The following is a 22084-nucleotide window of genomic DNA, read 5'->3' on the forward strand; positions in this document are numbered from 1 at the left end:
TATGCGGGCGTGCCCATGATTACCCTGAAGCTCAATGGTCAAGACCATCAACTCGACGTCACCGAGGATATGCCGCTGCTCTGGGCAATCCGCGACGTGGCCGGTTACAACGGCACCAAATTCGGCTGCGGCATGGGCCTGTGTGGTGCCTGCACCATTCATATCGAAGGCGCTCCGGCGCGCAGTTGCATCACGCCGATCGGTTCAGTGGTCGGCCAGAACGTCACCACCATCGATAACCTGCACGTCGACCCGGTCGGGCAAGTCGTGCAACAAGCCTGGCTCGACGCCGCTGTGGCGCAATGCGGTTTCTGCCAGGGCGGGCAGATCATGTCAGCGACGGCGTTGCTCAAGACCAACCCGAACCCTAGCGACGCACAGATCGAAGAGGCGATGGTCGGCAATATTTGCCGTTGCGGCACCTACAACCGGATCAAGACCGCCATCCGCCAGGCATCCACTCACCTGAAGGAGGCCAAGGCATGAGCCAGTTACCGAATGATTTTGCGCTGAGCAACCTCAGCCGCCGTGGCTTCCTTAAAGGCGTCGGTGCGACCAGTGCGTTAGTTCTGGTAGCGAGCTGGGGCTGGCAAGACGCTTTTGCCGAAGAAAAAGAGAAAAAATTCGGCGCCGACGGCATGCCCAATGGCTGGATCGATGATCCCAAGGTTTACATCAGCATTGCCGCTGACGGCATGGTGACCGTGGTCTGCAACCGTTCGGAAATGGGCCAGGGTGTGCGCACCAGCCTGACCATGGTAGTGGCCGATGAACTGGACGCCGACTGGGCCATGATGAAAGTGCAGCAGGCGCCGGGTGACGAGGTCCGCTTCGGTAACCAGGACACAGACGGTTCGCGCAGCATGCGTCACTGGTACGAGCCGATGCGTCGTTGCGGTGCCGCCGCGCGAACCATGCTGGAACAAGCGGCTGCCGAGCAATGGAAGGTGCCGGTCAGCGAGTGCCACGCGCAGCTGCATAAAGTGGTGCACCAACCGAGCGGTCGTGAACTGGGCTACGGCGCTCTGGCCGCCGCTGCGGGTGCGCTGGCAGTGCCGGCCCGTGACAGCCTGCGGCTCAAGCAACCGTCGGAGTTTCGCTACATCGGCAAAGAAGGCACCAAGGCGATCGACGGTGCCGACATCGTCAACGGCCGCGCCATTTACGGGGCCGATGTGCATTTCGACGGCATGCTCTACGCCGTGATTGCGCGTCCGGCGGTTTATGGCGGCACGGTCAAATCCGTCGACTCCAGCGCGGCGATGAAAGTCCCGGGCGTGATCAAGGTCATTCAGATCGAAGGCCGTCCGCTGCCATCCGAGTTCCAGCCATTGGGTGGCGTGGCCGTGGTGGCCAGCAACACCTGGGCCGCGATCAAGGGCCGCGAAGCGCTGACGATCGAGTGGGATGACGGCCCCAATGCCAGTTACGACTCGATCGCCTACCGCAAAGAACTGGAAGCCGCGTCCCTCAAACCCGGCAAAGTGGTGCGCAATACCGGCAACATCGACGACGCCATGAAAGGCGCCAACAGCACCCTCGAAGCCTCGTATTACCTGCCGCACCTGGCGCAGGCGCCGATGGAACCGATGGTCGCCATCGCCCGCTTCAAGGACGGTGTGTGCGAGGCCTGGGCCCCGAGTCAGGCGCCACAGGTCACCCGGGAACGGATTGGCGAACGCCTTGGTATTCCGTTCGATAAGGTCACGTTCAATGTCACCTTGCTTGGCGGCGGTTTCGGTCGCAAGTCCAAGCCGGACTTCGTCATCGAAGCGGCGATCCTCGCCAAGGAATTCCCCGGTAAAGCGGTGCGGGTGCAATGGACCCGTGAAGACGACATCCACTGCTCCTACTTCCACACCGTGTCCGCCGAGTACCTGAAGGCCAGCCTGGACAAGGATGGGCTGCCCTCTGGCTGGTTGCACCGCACCGTGGGCCCGAGCATTACCGCGCTGTTCGCCCCGGGCATGAACCACGAGGCGGCTTTCGAGCTGGGCATGGGCTTTACCAACATGGCCTACGCCATCCCCAACGTGCGCCTGGAAAACCCCGAAGCGGCGATTCATACCCGGGTCGGCTGGTATCGCTCGGTGTCGAACATTCCCCACGGGTTTGCGATCCAGAGCTTTGTCGATGAGCTGGCGCACAAGGCCAAGCAGGATCCGCTCAAGTATCAGATCAAACTGCTCGGCCCGGATCGTCAGATCGATCCGCGTACCTTGAGTGAAGAGTGGAACTACGGCGAATCCCCCGAGCGTTATCCGATCGACACCGGGCGGATGCGCGCAGTACTGGAAACAGCCGCCAAGGCCGCCGGTTGGGGGCGCGAGCTGCCCAAGGGCCGAGGCCTGGGCCTGGCGGTGCATTACAGCTTCGTCAGCTATGTGGCGGCGGTGATCGAAGTCGAAGTCAAAGACGACGGCACGTTGATCGTGCACAAGGCCGACATCGCAGTGGATTGTGGTCCGCAGATCAACCCCGAACGGATTCGCGCTCAGTTCGAAGGCGCTTGCGTCATGGGCCTGGGCAATGCCGTGGTCGGGGAAATCAGCTTCAAGGACGGCAAGGTGCAGCAGGACAATTTCCACATGTATGAGGTGGCGCGCATGTCGCTGGCACCGAAGGAAGTGGCGGTGCATCTGGTGACGCCTCCGGGCAATGTGCCGTTGGGCGGAGTCGGTGAGCCAGGCGTACCGCCGATTGCGCCTGCGCTGTGCAACGCGATCTTCGCTGCCACTGGCCAGCGTATCCGCAACTTGCCGGTTCGCTTCCAGCTGCAAGGTTGGCAGAAGGCGCAGGCCTGATGGACAGCGCGGATCTGAACGTCCTGCGCAGCGTGCTGGAATGGCGTCGCGCCGGTCGGCGGGTGGTGTTGTACAGCGTGGTCCAGACCTGGGGCACTGCGCCCCGGGCACCTGGCGCGATGCTGGCGTTGCGTGAAGATGGCGTGGTGATCGGCTCGGTGTCCGGCGGCTGTGTCGAGGATGATCTGATTGCCCGGCTGCACGATGGGCGGATTCCACCTGACGGGCCGCCGGTGCAGTTGATCACCTATGGCGTGACGCGTGAGGAGGCCGCACGGTTTGGTTTGCCCTGCGGCGGCACCTTGCGCCTGACCGAGGAGCGGGTCGGCGATCCAGGTTGGGTCGCCGAGTTGCTGGAACGCTGCGAGGCCCATGAAATAGTGGCTCGTTCGCTGGATATTGCGACCGGTGAAGTGATTTTGCAGGCGGCGAACAAAAGCGATGTGCTGAGCTTTGACGGCCACACCCTGCGCGCCATCTACGGTCCGCGTTGGCGGCTATTGCTGATCGGTGCAGGGCAACTGTCCCGGTATGTCGCCGAAATGGCGCGACTGCTGGATTTCGAAGTGCTGATCTGCGATCCGCGCAGCGAGTTTGTCTACGGTTGGGAAGAGCAGCACGGCCGTTTCGTCTCGGGCATGCCGGATGAAGCGGTGCTGACCATCGAGACCGACGAACGCACGGCCATTGTCGCCCTGACCCATGATCCGCGCCTGGATGATATGGCGTTGCTGACCGCTCTGGATTCCAGGGCTTTTTATGTCGGCGCCCTAGGCTCGCGGGTCAACAGCCTGAAACGTCGGGAAAACCTGGCTCAGCTAGGCTTGTCTTCACAGGCCATCGAGCGGCTGCACGGCCCGATCGGTTTGCACATCGGCAGCCACAGTCCCGCGGAAATCGCCTTGTCGCTGCTGGCCGAGATTGTGGCGATCAAGAACGGCGTCGAATTGAAGCAGAAGAAGCCGTTGCAGGAGGTTGTATGAGTGAACCCATCGGCGTCATCGTGCTGGCGGCGGGGCAGGGCAGACGCTTCAGGGAGGTGGCGGGAGCGGACAAGGACAAGCTGCTGGCCGACTGCACGGGGCGAGATGGCGCGGTTCGGTCGGTGATCGAGCACGTGCTGCTGAGTGTGCCGGCCAACCTTGGGAAGCGTGTGCTGGTGACGACCGAAGATCGCCCACAAGTGATGCGCATGGCTCAGGCGTACGGTTTCGAGAGTGTGGAGATCGGGCCTGCCGGGATGGGCGATAGCATTGCCGCCGGGGTGGCGGCGTGTCCAGAGCTCAGTGGCTGGTTGATTGTGCTGGGGGATATGCCGTTTATCTTGCCGTCGAGTATCGAGCGGGTGGTGGCCGGGGTTGCGGAAGATTGCGTCAGCGTTCCGGTGCATGCGGGGATGTACGGACACCCGGTTGGGTTCGGTCGCAGTTTTGGGCCGGGGTTGATGGCATTATCGGGTGATCATGGGGCCAAGCCGTTGTTTGCGCAGGGCAGGGTGGTTGAAGTGGCGGTGGATGATGCCGGGGTGTTGTGGGATGTGGATGTGCCTGCAGCATTAGTATTTTCCTGACATACCGATTTGCCCGCGAAGAACGATAACGCGGTCTACTTGATTTATCTCAGATGTAAAAAAGCCCCGCCTGGATCACCAGGCGGGGCTTTTTAGTGGCCGATGGAATCAGACGAGGGGTTTAGGCTCGTGTTCTTTTTCCAGGGCTTGTTCGTGTTGCTCGACCGCTTCCTGTACGGAGCGCGGTGCTTCTTCGATGACCGATTCGGCAACAGGTGCCGCTTCGATCACTTCAGCCACAACCGGTGCAGGCTCGTCAGCGACAATCGCTTCAACCGGAGCAGCAGCGGCAGCCAGTTCGGCTTCCTTCTGCAGACGCTCTTCTTCACGCTTGCGACGACGCACTTCACGTGGATCGTTCGGTGCACGGCCGCTTGGCGTCAGGGCGCTGACAGGGGCGGCTTCGACTTGCGGTGCAGCCACTTCGGCAACGACCAGCGCTTCAACCACTGGAGCAGGCTCGGCGGCAACAACTACTGGCTCGGACACCATGGCTTCAGCAACCTGAGCTTCAGCAACCGGAGCAGGCGCTTCAACCGCAGCCGGCTCGGCAACCCAGTTGAACGCGGTTTGTTCTTCACGAACTTCGCGGACAGCTTCGGTTACGGTTTCGCTGGAGGTTTCGGCAGCTGGCTCGGCAGCAAACACTGGCTCGGGGGCCGCTTCAACTTCAGGCTGTGCTTCACGAACCGGTGCCACTTCGATTTCCGGAGCCGCAGTGGCTTCTACCGGAGTCGTTGCTTCCACTACTGGCGCTTCGACCGAAGCCGTTTCCAGGGTGGCGGCCGTTGCGCGTTCGGCTTGCTCGTTGGCTTGGGCTTCAGCAGGCGCGCTGATCACGGTGCTGGCAACGGCTGCGGTAACAGCCAGGCCGGCGGCCAGATCGGAAGTGCTTGGCGCTTCGTTGCTTTCGCCCGCTTCGCTGCCTTCGGCGGATTCGGATTCTTCCGAACCTTCGATCACGTTGCCGTTGGCATCGCGTTGACGCTCGCGACGGTTACTGCGACGACGCTGGCCACGGGAGCGGCGGCGTGGACGATCGCCTTCGGCGCCTTCCTGACCGTCTTCCTGCAGTTGCTCTTCGTTGGTTACCAGTTCTTCTTCGGCAACCGCGGCAGCGGCTTGCTCTGCACGTGGCTGACGTTCTTCACGCGGTGGGCGCGGAGCGCGTTCTTCACGTGGCTGGCGAGCTGGACGCTCTTCAGCGGTCGCAGCAGCGGCTGGAGCGGTGGCATCCAGAGGTTCGCGCAGTTCACGCACGCGTTCTTCACGCTCGCCACGTGGCTTGCGGTCTTCGCGAGGTGCGCGCGGTGCACGTTCTTCACGAGGGGCGCGAGGTGCGCGCTCTTCACGTGGAGCACGTTCTTCGCGGGCGACTACCGGGGTTTCTTCCCGGGCTTCGCGTGGTTGACGCTCTTCGCGTGGCTCACGTGGTGCGCGTTCTTCACGCGGTGCACGTTCCTCACGAGGCTTGCGCTCTTCATCGCGGCGACCGTTACGGTTGCGGCTCTGCTGACGACCGTTGCGACGCTCTTCGTTACGGGCCGGGCGCTCGGTGGTCGCTGGTTTTTCAACCACAACCGGAGCAGCAGGCTCTTCCTTGGTAGCAAACAGGCTGACCAGCGACTTCACCAGGCCTTTGAACAGGCTTGGCTCTGGCACGGCGATCGGTGCAGCAACAGGTGCGGCAGCGACGACTTCGGTCGGAACCGGAGCGTTGGCGCGGGCCGGCGCGGTCTTGACTGCGGCTTCCTGACGAACCAGGGTGCGGGTCGCGGCGGCTGGCTGGACTTCTTCGACTTCGGCAGCGGCTGCTGCGATTTCGTAGCTGGACTGGCCGACTGCGGCTTCCGGGCTGTCATCACGCAGACGCTGAACTTCGAAGTGCGGCGTTTCGAGGTGATCGTTCGGCAGAATGACGATGCGGGCACGGGTGCGCAGTTCGATCTTGGTGATCGAGTTGCGTTTTTCGTTGAGCAGGAAGGCTGCGACCGGAATCGGCACTTGGGCGCGAACTTCGGCGGTGCGGTCTTTCAGGGCTTCTTCTTCGATCAGGCGCAGGATCGCCAGGGACAGCGATTCAACGTCACGGATGATGCCGGTGCCGTTGCAACGCGGGCAAACGATGCCGCTGCTTTCGCCCAGGGATGGACGCAGGCGCTGACGGGACATTTCCAGCAGGCCGAAGCGCGAGATGCGACCGACTTGCACGCGAGCGCGGTCGGCTTCCAGGCATTCGCGGACTTTTTCTTCCACGGCGCGCTGGTTCTTGGCAGGGGTCATGTCGATGAAGTCGATGACGATCAGGCCGCCGATGTCGCGCAAGCGCAACTGACGGGCGATTTCTTCGGCGGCTTCAAGGTTGGTCTGCAGGGCGGTTTCTTCGATGTCGCTTCCTTTGGTGGCGCGCGCCGAGTTGATGTCGATGGACACCAGGGCTTCGGTCGGATCGATAACGATGGAGCCGCCGGAAGGCAGTTCAACGACGCGCTGGAAAGCGGTCTCGATCTGGCTTTCGATCTGGAAACGGTTGAACAGCGGAACGCTGTCTTCGTACAGCTTGATCTTGCTGGCGTACTGCGGCATCACCTGGCGAATGAAGGTCAGGGCTTCGTCCTGGGCTTCAACGCTGTCGATCAGCACTTCGCCGATGTCCTGGCGCAGGTAATCGCGGATGGCGCGGATGATCACGTTGCTTTCCTGGTAGATCAGGAACGGCGCGGAGCGATCCAGCGAAGCTTCTTTGATGGCGGTCCAGAGTTGCAGCAGGTAGTCGAGGTCCCACTGCATTTCTTCGCTGCTGCGGCCCAGGCCGGCAGTACGAACGATCAGACCCATATCGGCCGGGGCAACCAGGCCGTTCAGGGCTTCACGCAGTTCGTTGCGCTCTTCACCTTCGATGCGACGGGAGATACCGCCGGCACGCGGGTTGTTCGGCATCAGCACCAGGTAACGACCGGCCAGGCTGATGAAGGTGGTCAGGGCGGCGCCCTTGTTGCCACGTTCTTCTTTTTCGACCTGAACGATGACTTCCTGGCCTTCGCTCAGGACGTCCTTGATGTTGACGCGGCCTTCAGGGGCTTTCTTGAAGTATTCGCGGGAGATTTCTTTGAGGGGCAGGAAGCCGTGGCGCTCAGAGCCGAAATCGACAAAGGCAGCCTCAAGGCTTGGTTCGATGCGAGTAATCCGGCCTTTATAGATGTTGGCCTTCTTCTGCTCGCGTGCACCGGATTCGATGTCCAGGTCGTAGAGGCGTTGGCCATCTACCAGTGCAACACGCAACTCTTCGGGTTGAGTTGCGTTAATCAGCATTCTTTTCATGTAGTACCGTCGGTTTCCGGGCTGCCGGAAACGGCGTTCGGCACACACGACTTCTCATGGTCGGTGTCAGGTGCGTCGGGAGTGGTTGGCCATTCCCGTGTCCAGCGATGTCTGGCCAATTGGGCCGTTATCGCGACTTACGCGTCCTGCTTGCTGTGGCTACTTAAGCACTCAGTCAGGAGGAGGAATCAACCAGCGGCTGTGGACGAGATGAAGCGTCTTGATAAAGCCTATTGCTACACAGTCCAGCGGTTGTGCATCTCCACCCTACACGTATCCCTGATAATTCGGGTGCTGCCGCGCGCAGAATCCGCAGCGGGTTGGCATTTACCGTGAGCTCCGAAGGGGGAGGTCACGCATCATGGCTAATTTAGGCGTTGTTTCCGAAGCGTTCGCTCGGGGTCGTCCTTAGCTGACTGCACTTTGTGAACTGGCCATGAATATTGGCTCGCAAGGGGAGTGAAAACTCTGCTTTGCGGCTTGATTCAGGCCTCATGTCACCTGCGCTTGTTACAGCTGCAAACTCCACCGTTACGTAGCGAAAGCCCCGTAGGACGGCCTCGCGTCCTGGTGAATTGCGTTGGTCAGGGCCGGTTTTTGACCGTTAGTCCGCTGTCCAGGCCGCTTTTGGCGGCGTTCGCGACTATAGCAGCAATGATTAAGTGCTTCAATTCCATAAAAAATTGTTATCATCCGCGGCATGACGACTACTGCCCCTTCGACCCCAGCCGTACAACTGCTGGAGGTCTCGCCGGAATATGCCGGCCAACGTATTGATAACTTCCTTCTCGCTCGGCTCAAAGGCGTGCCCAAGACCTTGATTTACCGCATTTTGCGCAAGGGCGAAGTGCGAGTGAACAAAGGACGGATCAAGCCCGAATACAAGCTGCAGGCGGGCGATATCGTGCGCGTGCCGCCGGTTCGCGTGCCTGAGCGCGACGAGCCGGTGCCGCTGGCCCAGGGCCTGCTGCAACGCCTGGAAGCCTCGATTGTGTTCGAGGACAAAGCGCTGATCGTGATCAACAAGCCTTGCGGCATTGCGGTTCATGGCGGCAGCGGCCTGACTTATGGGGTGATCGAAGCCTTTCGTCAGTTGCGTCCCGATTGCAAGGAACTCGAACTGGTTCACCGTCTCGACCGTGATACCTCCGGCCTGTTGATGATCGCCAAGAAACGCAGCATGTTGCGCCACTTGCACACGGCCTTGCGCGGCGACGGCGTCGACAAGCGCTATATGGCGCTGGTCCGTGGTAACTGGGCGGCTTCGATCAAGCAAGTCCGGGCGTCGCTGGGCAAAAGCAATCTGCGTTCCGGCGAGCGTATGGTCGAGGTCGACGAGGAGGAGGGCAAGGAGTCTGTGACCGTGTTCAAGGTCCTGCGCCGCTTCGGCGACTTTGCCACCCTGATCGAGGCCAGGCCGATTACCGGCCGGACCCACCAGATTCGCGTCCATACCTTGCATGCCGGGCATTGCATCGCTGGTGACACCAAGTATGGCGACGAAGGTTTCAGTAAGGAAATTCGCGATTTGGGCGGCAAACGCCTGTTCCTGCACGCCTACCTGCTGACTGTGCCGCTGCCCGATGGTGGCGAGCTGAAATTGCAGGCGCCGGTGGATGAAATGTGGGCCAAGACCGTGGAGCGCCTGAGTGCACCCCTCTGATTACAAACTGCTGATTTTCGATTGGGACGGCACGCTTGCTGACTCCATTGGTCGGATTGTCGAGGCGATGCATGTTGCGTCCGAGCGGTCCGGGTTTCAGCTGCGCGATGATTTTGCCGTCAAAGGCATTATCGGTCTGGGGCTGCCTGAGGCCATTCGCACGTTGTACCCCGAAATTGGCGATGCCGAGCTGGTTGCGTTCCGCCAACACTATGCGGATCACTACATCGCCGCAGAGGCTGTGCCTTCACCGCTGTTCGAGGGTGTGCTCGAGTCGATGGAGGCGTTTCGCGCCGAGGGTTATCATCTGGCTGTGGCCACGGGCAAGGCGCGTCGCGGGCTGGATCGGGTGCTGAAAGCCCATGGCTGGGAAGATTATTTCGATATCACCCGCGCCGCCGACGAAACCGCCAGCAAGCCCCATCCGCTGATGCTTGAGCAGATTCTCGCGCATTGCGAGGTTCGCCCGGAGCAGGCGCTAATGGTGGGCGATTCGTCCTTCGACCTGCAGATGGCGCGTAACGCCGGTATGGATTCGGTGGCAGTCAGTTACGGCGCGCAATCGATCGACGCGCTGAAGCTGTTCGAGCCGCGACTGGCCATTGATCGTTTTTCAGAATTGCATGCCTGGCTGGGTCAGCGGGCTTAACGGGTTTTTGCTGGGGTAGATGTCATGACCGACGAATGGAAAGCGCCCGCCAAGGCGAGCGCAGAGAGCGGTGACGAAAAAAGCTGGAAGCTGCTGGAAACGACTTTGCTGGCCAGTGTCCAGGAGCAGCGCCGGTCTCGTCGCTGGGGTATTTTCTTCAAATTGCTGACCTTTGTGTACCTGTTTGGTGCGTTGATTCTGTTCACGCCGCTCATGGATATGGAAAAAAGCGCGACCCGCGGTTCCCACTACACGGCGTTGATCGATGTGACCGGCGTGATCGCCGACAAGGAGCCGGCCAGCGCCGACAACATCGTTGGCAGTCTGCGTGCTGCCTTCGAGGACGAGAAGGTCAAGGGTGTGGTCCTGCGCATCAACAGCCCGGGCGGCAGTCCGGTGCAGTCGGGTTATGTGTATGACGAGATCGTCCGTCTGCGCGGCTTGCACCCGGATACCAAGGTGTACGCGGTGATCTCTGACCTGGGCGCTTCCGGTGCTTACTACATCGCCAGCGCGGCGGATCAGATTTACGCCGACAAGGCGAGTCTGGTCGGTTCCATTGGTGTGACGGCGGCCGGTTATGGTTTCGTCGGCACCATGGAGAAGCTTGGCGTCGAGCGTCGGACCTACACGTCGGGCGAGCACAAGTCGTTCCTCGACCCGTTCCAGCCGCAGAAGCCTGAGGAAACTCAGTTCTGGCAGGGCGTTCTGGATACCACGCACCAGCAGTTCATCAACAGCGTGAAGAAAGGCCGTGGCGACCGTCTCAAGGATAAAGAGCATCCAGAGTTATTCTCCGGGCTGGTCTGGAACGGTGAGCAGGCGTTGCCGCTGGGTCTGATCGATGGCCTGGGGAGTGCCAGTTCGGTGGCGCGCGATGTAATTGGCGAGAAGGAGCTGGTGGATTTCACCGTTCAGGAATCGCCATTTGATCGTTTCTCGAAAAAGCTCGGTGCCAGCGTGGCTGAGCAACTGGCGATGTGGATGGGCTTCCAGGGGCCTTCGTTGCGTTGATTCTTTGGTTGCACCAGAAAACCGGCCGCAGTGGCCGGTTTTTTGTGTTCAGGGAATTTGCACGCCCTCGGCCAGTAGCATGTCGATCAGGCGAATCAGCGGCAGGCCGATCAGGCTGGTGGCGTCAGGGCCTTCGGTGCTTTGAAACAGGCTCACCCCCAAGCCTTCGGCCTTGAAGCTGCCAGCGCAGTCGTAGGGCTGTTCGGCGTGCAGGTAGCGCTCGATGCGTGCCGGGTCGAGGGTGCGCATGTGCACGGTGAAAGGCACGCAGTCGACCTGGCAGTCGCCGGTCTGGCTGTTGAACAGCGCCAGGCCCGTCAGGAAGGTCACGCTGGCACCGCTGGATGCCAGTAGTTGTTCGCGGGCCTTCTCGAAGGTGTGGGGTTTGCCGATGATTCGATCGCCGAGGACGGCAACCTGGTCGGAGCCGATAATCAGATGAGCAGGATGGCTGCCGGCCAGTGCCCGGGCTTTTTCTTCGGCAAGGCGTTTTACCAGTTCGATGGCCGTCTCGTCGGAGCGATGGCTTTCATCGATATCCGGCGAGCTGCAGGTGAATGGCAGCTGCAAGCGGGCCAGCAATTGCCGGCGATAAACCGAGCTTGAAGCGAGTAATAAAGGCAGCATGCGTATCTCCGGAAGACAGGCGCGAATTCTACCGAGGCTTCCAAGTGACGGACAGGGCTGAATTTCCTTTGACATGGCCGGGTGCATCCCTATAATGCTGCGCCTATGTTGAATGACCCGATTCCACCTCACGTTGACCCGCGCAAATTGGCTGACCGTGGCACCACCCTTCAAGGTGAACTGCTGCTGGCCGATTTGGAGAGACTCTGCGACCCGCTTTCCGATACTGTCGGTACGGTGCAGGCTAAATTCGTTTTTGAACGAGATGAACGTAAGTCTGTGGTAATCCACAGTTTTATCGACACCGAAGTCAAAATGGTTTGCCAGCGTTGTCTTGAGCTGGTCACCCTGCCGATCCATAGCGAATGCAGTTATGCTGTGGTGAAGGAGGGTGCGAATACCCAGTCGTTGCCGAAAGGTTATGACGTGCTGGAACTGGGCGAAGATCCATTGGATCTGCAGTCACTGATCGAGGAGGAGCTTCTGCTCGCCTTGCCCATTGTGCCTGCTCATCATCCGGAAGAATGCCAGCAGCCGGCGGGTCTCGATGAGCCCGAACCGAGCGAGGACGAGGTAACGCGGTCCAACCCGTTCAGTGTATTGGCGCAGTTAAAGCGTGACCCAAACGTTTAGGAGTTAATCAATTATGGCTGTTCAGCAGAACAAAAAATCCCGCTCTGCCCGTGACATGCGTCGTTCGCACGACGCCCTGACGGCAAGCACTCTGTCTGTAGAAAAAACCACCGGTGAAATTCACCTGCGTCACCACGTATCGCCAGAAGGCGTATACCGTGGCCGTAAAGTGATCGACAAGGGCGCTGACGAGTAATCACTTGTCTGCTCAAGTCATCGCGATTGACGCAATGGGCGGGGACTTCGGTCCCCGCAGCATTGTTCAGGCCAGCCTTGCTTGTCTGTCTGCTACGCCCTCGCTGCACCTGACCCTCGTCGGTCAACCCTCTCTTCTTGAAGAATTGCTCTCTGGCCAATCGGCTGTGGATCGCTCGCGCCTGTCGATTGCTCCGGCGTCCGAAGTCATCGCCATGGACGAAAAGCCTGCCCAGGCCTTGCGTGGCAAGCCTGACTCGTCGATGCGCGTGGCGCTTGAGTTGTTGCGTGATGGCAAGGTTCAGGCCTGTGTCAGTGCCGGCAATACCGGTGCGCTGATGGCGTTGTCGCGGTTTGTGCTCAAGACGTTGCCCGGCATCGATCGGCCGGCGATGGTGGCGGCGATTCCAACGCAGAAGGGTTATTGCCAGTTGCTCGACCTCGGCGCCAACGTTGATTGCAGTGCCGAGCATTTATTGCAATTTGCGGTGATGGGCTCGGTGGCGGCAGAAACCCTCGGCATTGTTCGCCCACGGGTGGCCTTGCTGAACATCGGCACCGAAGACATCAAGGGTAATCAGCAGGTCAAGCTGGCGGCGACCTTGTTGCAAAGTGCTCGCGGCATCAACTACATCGGCTTTGTCGAAGGTGACGGTTTGTACCGGGGCGAGGCGGACGTGGTGGTGTGTGACGGCTTTGTCGGCAATATCCTGCTCAAGTCCAGCGAAGGCCTGGCGACCATGATTGCCGGGCGCATCGAAGCCTTGTTCAAGAAAAACCTCGCTTCGAAAATGATCGGCGCGCTGGCGCTGCCGCTGATGAAGCGTTTGCAGGCCGATCTGGCGCCTGCGCGACATAACGGCGCAAGCTTCCTGGGTTTGCAGGGGATTGTGGTGAAAAGCCACGGTTCGGCCGGGGTTCAGGGTTTTCAGAGTGCCATTTCCCGTGCGCTGATCGAGATCCAGGAAAACCTTCCGGAACGCATTCACGGTCGTCTGGAGGATTTGTTGCTTTAGGCGTTTTCGTCGGACAATGCTTAAATGTGACCGCTCAGTTCAATTGGCCATCCAACTGTCAGTTTCTTGCGTCCCCCAAGCGGGACGTCAAATTCTCCGACGACAAGATCATTAGGGGCTTGTTACATGTCTGCTTCCCTCGCATTCGTCTTTCCAGGACAGGGTTCGCAGTCCCTCGGCATGCTGGCCGAGTTGGGCGCACAACATCCGGTTGTCCTCGAAACATTCAAAGAAGCTTCCGATGCTCTGGGTTACGACCTGTGGGCACTGACCCAGCAGGGGCCGGAAGAGCAACTCAATCAAACCGATAAAACCCAGCCGGCCATCCTGACTGCCTCGATCGCATTGTGGCGTCTGTGGCTGGCGGAAGGCGGCGCGCGTCCGGCTTACGTTGCCGGTCACAGCCTGGGCGAGTACAGCGCACTGGTCGCGGCGGGTAGCCTGAGCCTGGGCGCCGCCGTCAAGCTGGTGGAGCGCCGTGGTCAGTTGATGCAGGAAGCGGTTCCGGCCGGGCAGGGCGGCATGGCCGCAATCCTGGGTCTGGAAGATGCTGACGTGTTGGCCGCCTGTGCCGAAGCGGCGCAAGGCGAAGTGGTCAGCGCGGTCAACTTCAACTCCCCGGGCCAGGTCGTGATCGCCGGTGCCAAGGCTGCGGTCGAACGCGCCATCGAAGGCTGCAAGGCTCGTGGTGCCAAGCGTGCCATGCCGTTGCCGGTCAGCGTGCCGTCCCATTGCGAATTGATGCGTCCGGCAGCCGAGCGTTTCGCTGAGTCGATCGCTGCCATTGACTGGCAGGCTCCGCAGATCCCTGTGGTGCAGAACGTCAGCGCCAATGTGCCGGCCGATCTGGAAACCCTCAAGCGCGATCTGCTTGAGCAGCTCTACAAGCCTGTACGCTGGGTTGAGTCGGTCCAGGCGCTGGCCGCCAAGGGCGCGACCCAGCTGGTCGAATGCGGCCCTGGCAAAGTACTCGCCGGCCTGAACAAGCGTTGCGCCGAAGGCGTGTCGACATCCAACCTCAATACCCCAGACGCTTTCGCTGCCGCCCGTGCAGCGCTGGCCTGAATCAGGAGAAACTTGCATGAGTCTGCAAGGTAAAGTTGCACTGGTCACCGGTGCGAGCCGCGGTATCGGCCAGGCCATCGCCCTGGAACTGGGTCGTCAGGGCGCTATTGTTGTCGGTACCGCGACGTCCGCTTCCGGCGCCGAGCGTATTGCCGCTACCCTGAAAGAAAATGGTATTCAAGGCACTGGCCTGGAACTCAATGTCACCAGCGACGAATCCGTTGCTGCGGTGTTGGCGAGCATCACAGCACAGTTCGGTGCGCCGGCGATCCTGGTCAACAATGCCGGTATCACCCGCGATAATCTGATGATGCGCATGAAAGATGACGAATGGCATGACGTCGTCGATACCAACCTGAACAGTCTGTTCCGCCTGTCCAAGGGCGTTTTGCGCGGTATGACCAAAGCCCGTTGGGGACGAATTATCAGTATTGGCTCGGTTGTGGGTGCCATGGGCAACGCAGGCCAAGTAAACTACGCAGCCGCCAAGGCCGGTCTGGAAGGTTTCAGCCGTGCACTGGCGCGTGAAGTCGGTTCGCGTTCGATTACGGTAAACTCGGTGGCCCCTGGGTTCATCGACACCGATATGACCCGCGAACTGCCTGAGGCACAGCGTGAAGCCTTGCAGACGCAGATTCCGCTGGGCCGTCTGGGGCAAGCTCAAGAGATCGCGTCTGTGGTCGCTTTTCTTGCATCCGACGGTGCGGCTTACGTTACTGGGGCTACAATCCCGGTGAACGGCGGGATGTACATGAGTTAAATGTGACGGATTGCTTCAAAAAAATGTCATACGAGCTGTCTAAAATCCGTTATAAAGCTGCAATCTATTTATAGGCAGAGGGTCGTCGGGTTTGAGGAGTGAAGCTTTCAGTTGAAAAACTGAAAAGTCTTTCTATACACTTACCCACTGGCCAGCTGCCTGAATTTGTCCATTAGGAGTGAAAACAAGGTATGAGCACCATCGAAGAGCGCGTCAAGAAAATCGTTGCTGAGCAACTGGGCGTTAAAGAAGAAGAAGTGGTCAACACTGCTTCCTTCGTTGAAGACCTGGGTGCCGACTCCCTTGACACCGTTGAGCTGGTGATGGCTCTGGAAGAGGAATTCGAGACCGAAATCCCTGACGAAGAAGCTGAGAAGATCACTACTGTACAAGCCGCAATCGATTACGTTACTAACCACCAGGCTTAATAGCTTGTAATCGTTGCTTGCTGTCATGGAAAAACCGCACTGCCATCACGGCGTGCGGTTTTTTCTTTAGGCCTGATGCAAAGTCGTCATTTGAAAAAGGAGAGTGCTGTGTCGCGTAGACGCGTCGTAGTCACCGGTATGGGTATGTTGTCGCCACTGGGCACGGATGTGCCAAGCAGTTGGCAGGGCATTCTGGCTGGCCGCAGTGGCATTGGTCTGATCGAACACACCGACCTTTCTGCCTATTCCACCCGTTTTGGCGGCTCGGTAAAGGGCTTCAATGTCGAGGAATACCTGTCGGTCAAGGAAGCTCGAAAGCTCGACCTGTTCATTCAGTACGGTCTGGCCGCAGGTTTTCAGGCTGTACGTAACGCAGGCCTTGAAGTCACCGACGCCAACCGTGAACGCATCGGCGTGGCCATGGGGTCGGGTATTGGCGGTCTGACCAATATCGAAGAAACCAGCCGCACCCTGCATGATTCCGGGCCACGACGGATTTCTCCGTTTTTCGTGCCTGGCTCGATCATCAATATGATTTCCGGTTTTCTGTCCATCCACTTGGGTGCACAGGGACCTAACTACGCCATCGCCACCGCGTGTACCACCGGTACGCACTGCATTGGCATGGCTGCGCGCAACATCATGTACGACGAAGCCGACGTGATGATTGCCGGCGGCGCCGAGATGGCGGCTTGCGGTCTGGGCATGGGTGGCTTCGGTGCTTCCCGAGCGCTGTCGACCCGCAACGACGAGCCAACCCGTGCCAGCCGTCCATGGGACAAGGGCCGTGATGGCTTCGTTTTGTCCGACGGTGCCGGCGCCCTGGTTCTCGAAGAGCTGGAGCACGCCAAGGCGCGCGGCGCGACCATCTATGCCGAGCTGATCGGTTTCGGCACCAGCGGCGATGCCTACCACATGACTTCGCCTCCCGCCGATGGCGCCGGTGCTGCCCGTTGCATCACTAATGCCTTGCGCGATGCCAGGATCAATGGCGATCAGGTCCAGTACATCAACGCCCACGGCACCTCGACCTCGGCCGGCGACCTCGCCGAAGCCTGTGCGATCAAGTCGGTGTTCGGCGATCACGCCTACAAACTGGCCGTCAGTTCGACCAAGTCCATGACCGGTCACTTGCTGGGTGCAGCAGGCGCAGTCGAGGCGATCTTCAGCGTGCTGGCGATCAACAGCCAGGTAGCGCCACCGACCATCAACCTCGATGAACCGGACGAAGGCTGCGATCTCGATTTCGTGCCGCACACCGCGCGCAATATGGATATCGATGTGGTGCTCTCCAACTCCTTCGGATTTGGCGGTACCAACGGCTCGCTGGTGTTCCGCCGGTTCGCTGACTGATGGACAGCTGGGTCGACGGTCAGCCGGCTGACGCTTTGTCGCTGAAGGATCGCGGCCTGGCTTACGGTGATGGTCTGTTCGAGACCATCGCCGTGCGTGGTGGGCAACCCTTGTTGCTGGACCGACATCTGTCGCGTCTGGCCGATGGCTGTTCACGGCTGGCGATCACTGCCGATCACGAGCTGATCCGCAGTGAGCTGCTGGCCTATGCCGCCGCACTGGGTCAAGGTGTGCTCAAGCTCATCCTCACCCGCGGCGACAGTCTGCGTGGTTACGCTCCCGATCCTTCGGCTCAGGCCCGACGTATTCTGCAAGGAAATCCACCCGCTGCTTATCCTGCCGTTCATGGCGAGCAGGGCGTTCGCCTGTTCCCGTGTGCGACGCGACTGTCCAGGCAACCACTGCTTGCCGGCCTCAAACACCTGAACCGCCTGGAGCAGGTCATAGCCCGTTCCGAATGGCAGGACACCGAGCATGCCGAAGGCTTGATGCTCGACAGGACAGGACGGGTGATCGAAGGCGTATTCAGTAATCTTTTCCTGGTGCGCGATGGCGTGTTGATCACAGCCGATTTGAAGCGCTGCGGCGTGGCGGGTGTGATGCGTGCCGAATTATTGTTTCAAGCCGAGTCATTGGGGATCCCCACGCAAATCACCGACATTAGCCTCGATCAGCTGCAATGGGCCGATGAAGTCTTTGTCTGCAACAGCGTGTATGGCGTTTGGCCGGTGCGCGCCTATGCTGCGCTGAGCTGGCCGGTTGGGCCGCTCACCCGTAAACTCCAAACCATTGCCCATGCGCTACTGGATGCTTGATACGTGAGACGTAAATTGTTGCTGCTGCTGGAAACCGGATTGGTTCTGGCAGGGCTGTGTCTGGGCGCCTCCGCCTGGAAGATTCATACGGCGCTGAATCAGCCGCTGAACATCACCCAGGAAGAACTGCTGGAAGTGCCTAAAGGCACGACACCCACCCGCACCTTCTATCGACTCGAAGCCGATGGCGTCATCAAGGACGCTTTCTGGTTGCGCGTGTATTGGCGATTCAATCTGGCCGGACAACCCTTGCACAAGGGCGAATACCGCATGCAGCCCGGCATGACCGTCGAAGGGCTGATCGACCTGTGGAAACGTGGGGACATCGTTCAGTACAGTCTGACTCTGGTCGAAGGCTGGAATTTTCATCAGGTCCGGGCGGCATTGGCCAAGGATGAAAAACTCGAGCAGACCCTCAACGGCTTGAGCGATAGCGAAGTGATGACCAAGCTGGGCCATACCGGGATCTTTCCCGAGGGCCGGTTCTTCCCCGACACTTACCGCTTCGTGCGGGGCATGACCGACGTCGATCTGCTGAAAAAAGCCTACGATCGCCTCGACGAAGTCCTGGCCAGGGAATGGGAGCAGCGCGCTGCTGATTTGCCGTACACCGAACCCTATCAGGCGCTGATCATGGCCTCGCTGGTTGAAAAGGAAACCGGTGTGCCCCAGGAGCGCGGGCAGATTGCAGGCGTGTTCGTGCGACGCATGGCGATGGGCATGCTGCTGCAGACCGATCCGACGGTGATCTACGGCCTGGGTGATCGCTACAGCGGCAAGTTGACCCGCGCCCACCTCAAGGAGGCCACGCCGTACAACACCTATATGATTTCGGGCCTGCCACCCACCCCGATTGCCATGGTCGGCCGCGAAGCGATCCATGCCGCGTTGAACCCGGTGGCAGGCAACAGCCTCTACTTTGTGGCTCGCGGTGACGGCAGCCACGTGTTCTCCGATGATCTGGACGCCCACAATAATGCGGTGCGCGAGTTCCAGCTCAAGCGTCGTGCCGATTATCGGTCCAGTCCGGCACCGGTCTCCGCGCCAGAAACTCCGAGTGCCGACACACCGGGTGCCGAAGCGCCGATTCCGGCCGCTTCGCCCAATCCCGATCCCGAAGCTTTGCCAGAAGTAGCGCCACAAGACGCGCCGCAAGAACCCGCTCCGGCGCCCGAACCCGTGCCCGAGCCGGACACACCGGCTCCGCAAAGCCCGCAATGACTCTGATTAAGGACTGCCCGTGACTGGCTTGTTTATTACCCTGGAAGGCCCGGAAGGCGCCGGCAAGAGCACCAACCGCGAATACCTGGCCGAGCGCCTGCGCGCCGCCGGTATCGAGGTGGTGTTGACCCGCGAGCCGGGTGGTACGCCCTTGGCCGAGCGGATCCGCGAGGTGCTGTTGGCGCCGGTTGATGAAGTCATGAACCCTGACACCGAGCTGCTGCTGGTGTTCGCCGCGCGCGCCCAGCATCTGGCCGAGGTGATTCGCCCGGCGCTGGCCCGCGGCGCGGTGGTCTTGTGTGATCGCTTTACCGATTCGACCTACGCCTATCAGGGCGGCGGTCGTGGTCTGTCGCTGGAGCGTATCGCGGCCCTCGAAACCTTTGTGCAGGGCGATTTGCGCCCGGATCTGACGCTGATCTTCGATCTGCCGGTGGAAGTGGGTCTGGCCCGCGCCAGCGCTCGCGGTCGCCTGGATCGTTTTGAACTCGAAGGCCGAACCTTTTTTGATGCCGTGCGCAGTGCGTTCCTCAAGCGCGCTGAAGCTGACCCGGCGCGTTATGTGCGGGTCGATGCCGCTCAGCCGCTGGCACAGGTTCAGCAGTCGCTGGACGCCTTGCTGCCACGCCTGCTGGAGTTGGCCCGTGGCTGAAGCCTATCCGTGGCAGGACAGCCTCTGGCAGCAGTTGGCCGGCCGCAAGCAACATGCGCACGCCTATCTGCTGCATGGCCCGGCCGGGATCGGCAAGCGGGCGCTGGCGGAACGGTTGATGGCCAGTTTGCTGTGCCAGCGTCCGACCGCGCAGGATGCCTGCGGTGAATGCAAGTCCTGCCTGCTGCTCAAGGCCGGCAGCCACCCCGACAACTATATCCTGGAACCCGAAGAGGCCGACAAGGCGATCAAGGTCGATCAGGTGCGCGATCTGGTCAGTTTCGTGGTCCAGACCGCCCAAATGGGCGGGCGCAAGGTGGTGTTGATCGAGCCGGTCGAGTCGATGAACATCAACGCCGCGAACGCCTTGCTCAAAAGTCTTGAGGAACCGTCCGGCGACACCGTTTTGCTGTTGGTCAGCCACCAGACCAGTCGTCTGCTGCCGACCATCAAGAGCCGCTGCGTACAGCAGGCTTGTCCGCTGCCGAGCGAAGCGATGAGTCTTGCCTGGCTGGCCAAGGCCCTGCCGGACAGCTCGGAAGAAGAGCGTATCGAACTGCTGACCCTGGCGGCCGGCTCCCCGCTGGCGGCGGTCAAGTTGCAGGCCCAAGGCGTGCGCGAACAGCGAGCTCTGGTGGTCGAAGGCGTGAAGAAGCTGCTCAAGCAGCAGCAATCGCCGACCCAATTGGCCGAAGAATGGAAAACCGTCCCGCAGTTGCTGTTGTTCGACTGGTTCTGCGACTGGTCGAGTCTGATCCTGCGCTATCAATTGACCCAGGATGAGCAGGGGCTGGGGTTGGCGGACATGCGCAAGGTCATTCAATACCTGGCGCAGAAAACCGCTCAGGATAAAGTCTTGAATATCCAGGACTGGATTCTCGCCCAGCGTCAGAAGGTCATGAGCAAAGCTAACCTCAATCCGGCCTTGTTGCTGGAGGCACTGCTGGTGCAATGGGCATCCTTGCCTACCCAGAAGTGATCGTCTGTGCCTAGACTCTGATCATCAGCAATGGAGGTCAGCATGAATGAAGCCGTCAATCCGGGGCCGCGCAACGGCATTTTGTCCCTGACCATCAAGGACAAGTCCGTGCTTTACGCGGCCTACATGCCGTTCATCAAGAACGGTGGCCTGTTTATCCCGACCAACAAGAGCTACAAGTTGGGCGACGAGGTGTTCATGCTGCTGAACCTGATGGATGAGGTCGATAAGATTCCGGTAGCCGGCAAGGTTGCCTGGATTACGCCCAACGGTGCGCAGGGCAATCGGGCTGCCGGGGTCGGCGTACAATTCAACGACGGCGACAACACCGCGCGCAGTCGAATTGAAACCCATCTGGCCGGAGCCCTGAAGTCCGACCGTCCCACTCATACGATGTAAGTTGCAGCCCTTTTATGCTCGTAGATTCCCATTGTCACCTCGATCGTCTTGACCTCGCCGCCCACGACGGCTCCCTGGATGCCGCGCTTGATGCGGCCCGGCAGCGCGGGGTAGGGCACTTTTTATGTATCGGCGTCAGCGTTGAAAATGCCGCGGATGTCAAAGCCCTGGCCGAACGTTATGGCGACGTCGACTGTTCAGTGGGCGTGCATCCTCTGGATGTACAGCCGGGTGCCGCTCCGGCGCTGGATTGGTTGTTGCGTGAGCTCAATCACCCCCGTGTCGTGGCCATCGGTGAAACCGGCCTGGATTATCACTACGAGCCGGAAGCGGCAGAGTTGCAGCAGGCATCGTTTCGCTTGCACCTGCAGGCCGCCCAGCAAACAGGCAAACCGGTGATCATCCACACCCGTGGCGCCCGTGCCGATACGTTGAGTTTGCTGCGCGAGGCTGCGTTGCCTCAGGCGGGCGTGTTGCATTGCTTCACGGAAGACTGGGACATGGCCAAGGCTGCGCTGGACATGGGCTATTACATTTCCCTGTCTGGCATTGTCACTTTTCGCAATGCCGATGCGCTGCGTGACGTCGCCAGCAAAGTGCCAGCTGATCGATTGCTGGTAGAAACCGACTCGCCGTACCTGGCTCCGATCCCTTATCGCGGCAAACCCAACCTGCCGCAGTACGTGCGCGAGGTGGCGGAGTTTCTGGCAATGTTGCGGGGTGAGGCTTACGAGCGATTTGCCGAGCAGACCACTGAAAACTTCAAGCGCCTGTTTCCGCTGGCGCATGTGAAGGGCTGAATCGCAGGCAAAAAAAACCCGGGTTCTGGGGGGTGAATCCGGGTTAAGACCATTAGGAGTAAAACAAAGGCACGCGGTCCGTTGGTACCTATATCGACGCGACACTTGGGGGAGATGCCC

22 protein-coding genes are annotated in these 22084 nt (G+C 60.2%); 20 read left to right on the forward strand and 2 right to left on the reverse strand.

Features of this window, described 5'->3' with window-relative positions; all coding sequences use genetic code 11:
- Positions 1-15: 15 nt before the first annotated feature.
- From HP062_RS29075 to HP062_RS29090, 4 genes are read left to right on the forward strand one after another with little or no spacing between them, the layout of a single operon-like run.
- On the forward strand, positions 16-486 hold the full coding sequence (locus tag HP062_RS29075; protein ID WP_172792422.1) for a (2Fe-2S)-binding protein: 471 nt from the start codon (positions 16-18) through the stop codon (positions 484-486).
- A complete protein-coding gene (locus HP062_RS29080; RefSeq protein WP_172792423.1) occupies positions 483-2804 on the forward strand; it encodes a xanthine dehydrogenase family protein molybdopterin-binding subunit in 2322 nt (773 codons plus the stop codon). The genes HP062_RS29075 and HP062_RS29080 overlap by 4 nt, the downstream gene beginning before the upstream one ends.
- Positions 2804-3787 carry an XdhC family protein gene (locus tag HP062_RS29085; RefSeq protein WP_010461876.1) on the forward strand — a complete coding sequence of 328 codons (984 nt, stop codon included), beginning with the start codon at positions 2804-2806 and terminating at the stop codon, positions 3785-3787. The genes HP062_RS29080 and HP062_RS29085 overlap by 1 nt, the downstream gene beginning before the upstream one ends.
- A complete protein-coding gene (locus HP062_RS29090; protein ID WP_172792424.1) occupies positions 3784-4374 on the forward strand; it encodes an NTP transferase domain-containing protein in 591 nt (196 codons plus the stop codon). Before HP062_RS29085 ends, HP062_RS29090 begins: the two co-directional genes overlap by 4 nt.
- Positions 4375-4482: 108 nt before the next feature.
- Here the strand turns inward: HP062_RS29090 and rne are convergent, their stop codons facing one another.
- The gene (gene rne, locus HP062_RS29095) at positions 4483-7695 is read right to left on the reverse strand and encodes a ribonuclease E (RefSeq protein WP_172792425.1); all 3213 of its coding nucleotides are present in this window, start codon (positions 7693-7695) and stop codon (positions 4483-4485) included.
- Between the two features lie 700 nt (positions 7696-8395).
- Here rne and rluC point away from each other — a divergent pair.
- From rluC to sppA, 3 genes are read left to right on the forward strand one after another with little or no spacing between them, the layout of a single operon-like run.
- Positions 8396-9358, forward strand: a complete 963-nt coding sequence (gene rluC / locus HP062_RS29100; RefSeq protein WP_010461871.1) for a 23S rRNA pseudouridine(955/2504/2580) synthase RluC — start codon at positions 8396-8398, stop codon at positions 9356-9358.
- Positions 9345-10007 (forward strand): HAD-IA family hydrolase, encoded by a 663-nt coding sequence (locus tag HP062_RS29105; protein ID WP_083374753.1) that lies wholly within the window; start codon positions 9345-9347, stop codon positions 10005-10007. The genes rluC and HP062_RS29105 overlap by 14 nt, the downstream gene beginning before the upstream one ends.
- 24 nt (positions 10008-10031) lie before the next feature.
- Positions 10032-11021, forward strand: coding sequence for a signal peptide peptidase SppA (sppA, locus tag HP062_RS29110; protein ID WP_010461867.1), 990 nt, complete (start codon positions 10032-10034; stop codon positions 11019-11021).
- 48 nt (positions 11022-11069) lie between these two features.
- Here the strand turns inward: sppA and HP062_RS29115 are convergent, their stop codons facing one another.
- Entirely contained in the window at positions 11070-11648 is a 579-nt protein-coding gene (locus HP062_RS29115) for a nucleoside triphosphate pyrophosphatase (protein ID WP_172792426.1), read from the reverse strand.
- A 105-nt stretch (positions 11649-11753) separates the two neighbouring features.
- On the opposite strand from HP062_RS29115, the gene HP062_RS29120 reads away from it, so the two are divergent.
- The 13 genes from HP062_RS29120 to HP062_RS29180 all read left to right on the forward strand — a co-directional run bounded on the left by HP062_RS29120 (position 11754) and on the right by HP062_RS29180 (position 21964).
- Positions 11754-12281: a YceD family protein gene (locus tag HP062_RS29120; RefSeq protein ID WP_004371317.1), complete on the forward strand. Its 528-nt coding sequence runs from the start codon at positions 11754-11756 to the stop codon at positions 12279-12281.
- A gap of 13 nt (positions 12282-12294) precedes the next feature.
- Complete coding sequence (gene rpmF / locus HP062_RS29125; protein WP_008152339.1) at positions 12295-12477, forward strand: 50S ribosomal protein L32; 183 nt, start codon at positions 12295-12297, stop codon at positions 12475-12477.
- A gap of 4 nt (positions 12478-12481) precedes the next feature.
- Entirely contained in the window at positions 12482-13492 is a 1011-nt protein-coding gene (plsX, locus tag HP062_RS29130; RefSeq protein WP_077747995.1) for a phosphate acyltransferase PlsX, read from the forward strand.
- A 126-nt stretch (positions 13493-13618) separates the two neighbouring features.
- Positions 13619-14557 carry an ACP S-malonyltransferase gene (fabD, locus tag HP062_RS29135; RefSeq protein ID WP_042932292.1) on the forward strand — a complete coding sequence of 313 codons (939 nt, stop codon included), beginning with the start codon at positions 13619-13621 and terminating at the stop codon, positions 14555-14557.
- 16 nt (positions 14558-14573) lie between these two features.
- Positions 14574-15317 carry a 3-oxoacyl-ACP reductase FabG gene (fabG, locus tag HP062_RS29140; RefSeq protein WP_010461854.1) on the forward strand — a complete coding sequence of 248 codons (744 nt, stop codon included), beginning with the start codon at positions 14574-14576 and terminating at the stop codon, positions 15315-15317.
- Positions 15318-15508: 191 nt separating this feature from the next.
- Positions 15509-15745, forward strand: coding sequence for an acyl carrier protein (acpP, locus tag HP062_RS29145; protein WP_003442511.1), 237 nt, complete (start codon positions 15509-15511; stop codon positions 15743-15745).
- A gap of 108 nt (positions 15746-15853) precedes the next feature.
- Entirely contained in the window at positions 15854-17098 is a 1245-nt protein-coding gene (gene fabF, locus HP062_RS29150; protein ID WP_008152330.1) for a beta-ketoacyl-ACP synthase II, read from the forward strand.
- Positions 17098-17913, forward strand: a complete 816-nt coding sequence (pabC, locus tag HP062_RS29155) for an aminodeoxychorismate lyase (protein WP_010461852.1) — start codon at positions 17098-17100, stop codon at positions 17911-17913. Before fabF ends, pabC begins: the two co-directional genes overlap by 1 nt.
- Positions 17914-17916: 3 nt before the next feature.
- Positions 17917-19134, forward strand: a complete 1218-nt coding sequence (gene mltG / locus HP062_RS29160) for an endolytic transglycosylase MltG (protein ID WP_042932290.1) — start codon at positions 17917-17919, stop codon at positions 19132-19134.
- 19 nt (positions 19135-19153) lie between these two features.
- A complete protein-coding gene (gene tmk, locus HP062_RS29165) occupies positions 19154-19786 on the forward strand; it encodes a dTMP kinase (RefSeq protein ID WP_010461848.1) in 633 nt (210 codons plus the stop codon).
- Positions 19779-20765, forward strand: a complete 987-nt coding sequence (locus HP062_RS29170; protein WP_102594305.1) for a DNA polymerase III subunit delta' — start codon at positions 19779-19781, stop codon at positions 20763-20765. The genes tmk and HP062_RS29170 overlap by 8 nt, the downstream gene beginning before the upstream one ends.
- 42 nt (positions 20766-20807) lie before the next feature.
- On the forward strand, positions 20808-21164 hold the full coding sequence (locus HP062_RS29175; protein WP_077747994.1) for a PilZ domain-containing protein: 357 nt from the start codon (positions 20808-20810) through the stop codon (positions 21162-21164).
- 14 nt (positions 21165-21178) lie between these two features.
- Complete coding sequence (locus HP062_RS29180; RefSeq protein ID WP_077747993.1) at positions 21179-21964, forward strand: TatD family hydrolase; 786 nt, start codon at positions 21179-21181, stop codon at positions 21962-21964.
- Positions 21965-22084: the final 120 nt, after the last annotated feature.

This window comes from Pseudomonas sp. B14-6, from assembly GCF_013260315.1.
In the GTDB taxonomy this organism is placed as follows: Bacteria; Pseudomonadota; Gammaproteobacteria; order Pseudomonadales; family Pseudomonadaceae; genus Aquipseudomonas; species Aquipseudomonas mandelii.

Coding starts and splice junctions, on each gene's coding strand:
- HP062_RS29180 (WP_077747993.1), top strand. CDS start 21,179: ATGCTCGTAGATTCCCATTGTCACCTCGATCGTCTTGACCTCGCCGCC.
- pabC (WP_010461852.1), top strand. CDS start 17,098: ATGGACAGCTGGGTCGACGGTCAGCCGGCTGACGCTTTGTCGCTGAAG.
- HP062_RS29175 (WP_077747994.1), top strand. CDS start 20,808: ATGAATGAAGCCGTCAATCCGGGGCCGCGCAACGGCATTTTGTCCCTG.
- fabG (WP_010461854.1), top strand. CDS start 14,574: ATGAGTCTGCAAGGTAAAGTTGCACTGGTCACCGGTGCGAGCCGCGGT.
- HP062_RS29085 (WP_010461876.1), top strand. CDS start 2,804: ATGGACAGCGCGGATCTGAACGTCCTGCGCAGCGTGCTGGAATGGCGT.
- rpmF (WP_008152339.1), top strand. CDS start 12,295: ATGGCTGTTCAGCAGAACAAAAAATCCCGCTCTGCCCGTGACATGCGT.
- HP062_RS29115 (WP_172792426.1), bottom strand. CDS start 11,648: ATGCTGCCTTTATTACTCGCTTCAAGCTCGGTTTATCGCCGGCAATTG.
- HP062_RS29080 (WP_172792423.1), top strand. CDS start 483: ATGAGCCAGTTACCGAATGATTTTGCGCTGAGCAACCTCAGCCGCCGT.
- acpP (WP_003442511.1), top strand. CDS start 15,509: ATGAGCACCATCGAAGAGCGCGTCAAGAAAATCGTTGCTGAGCAACTG.
- rne (WP_172792425.1), bottom strand. CDS start 7,695: ATGAAAAGAATGCTGATTAACGCAACTCAACCCGAAGAGTTGCGTGTT.
- HP062_RS29090 (WP_172792424.1), top strand. CDS start 3,784: ATGAGTGAACCCATCGGCGTCATCGTGCTGGCGGCGGGGCAGGGCAGA.
- rluC (WP_010461871.1), top strand. CDS start 8,396: ATGACGACTACTGCCCCTTCGACCCCAGCCGTACAACTGCTGGAGGTC.
- HP062_RS29075 (WP_172792422.1), top strand. CDS start 16: ATGATTACCCTGAAGCTCAATGGTCAAGACCATCAACTCGACGTCACC.
- HP062_RS29120 (WP_004371317.1), top strand. CDS start 11,754: ATGTTGAATGACCCGATTCCACCTCACGTTGACCCGCGCAAATTGGCT.
- sppA (WP_010461867.1), top strand. CDS start 10,032: ATGACCGACGAATGGAAAGCGCCCGCCAAGGCGAGCGCAGAGAGCGGT.
- fabD (WP_042932292.1), top strand. CDS start 13,619: ATGTCTGCTTCCCTCGCATTCGTCTTTCCAGGACAGGGTTCGCAGTCC.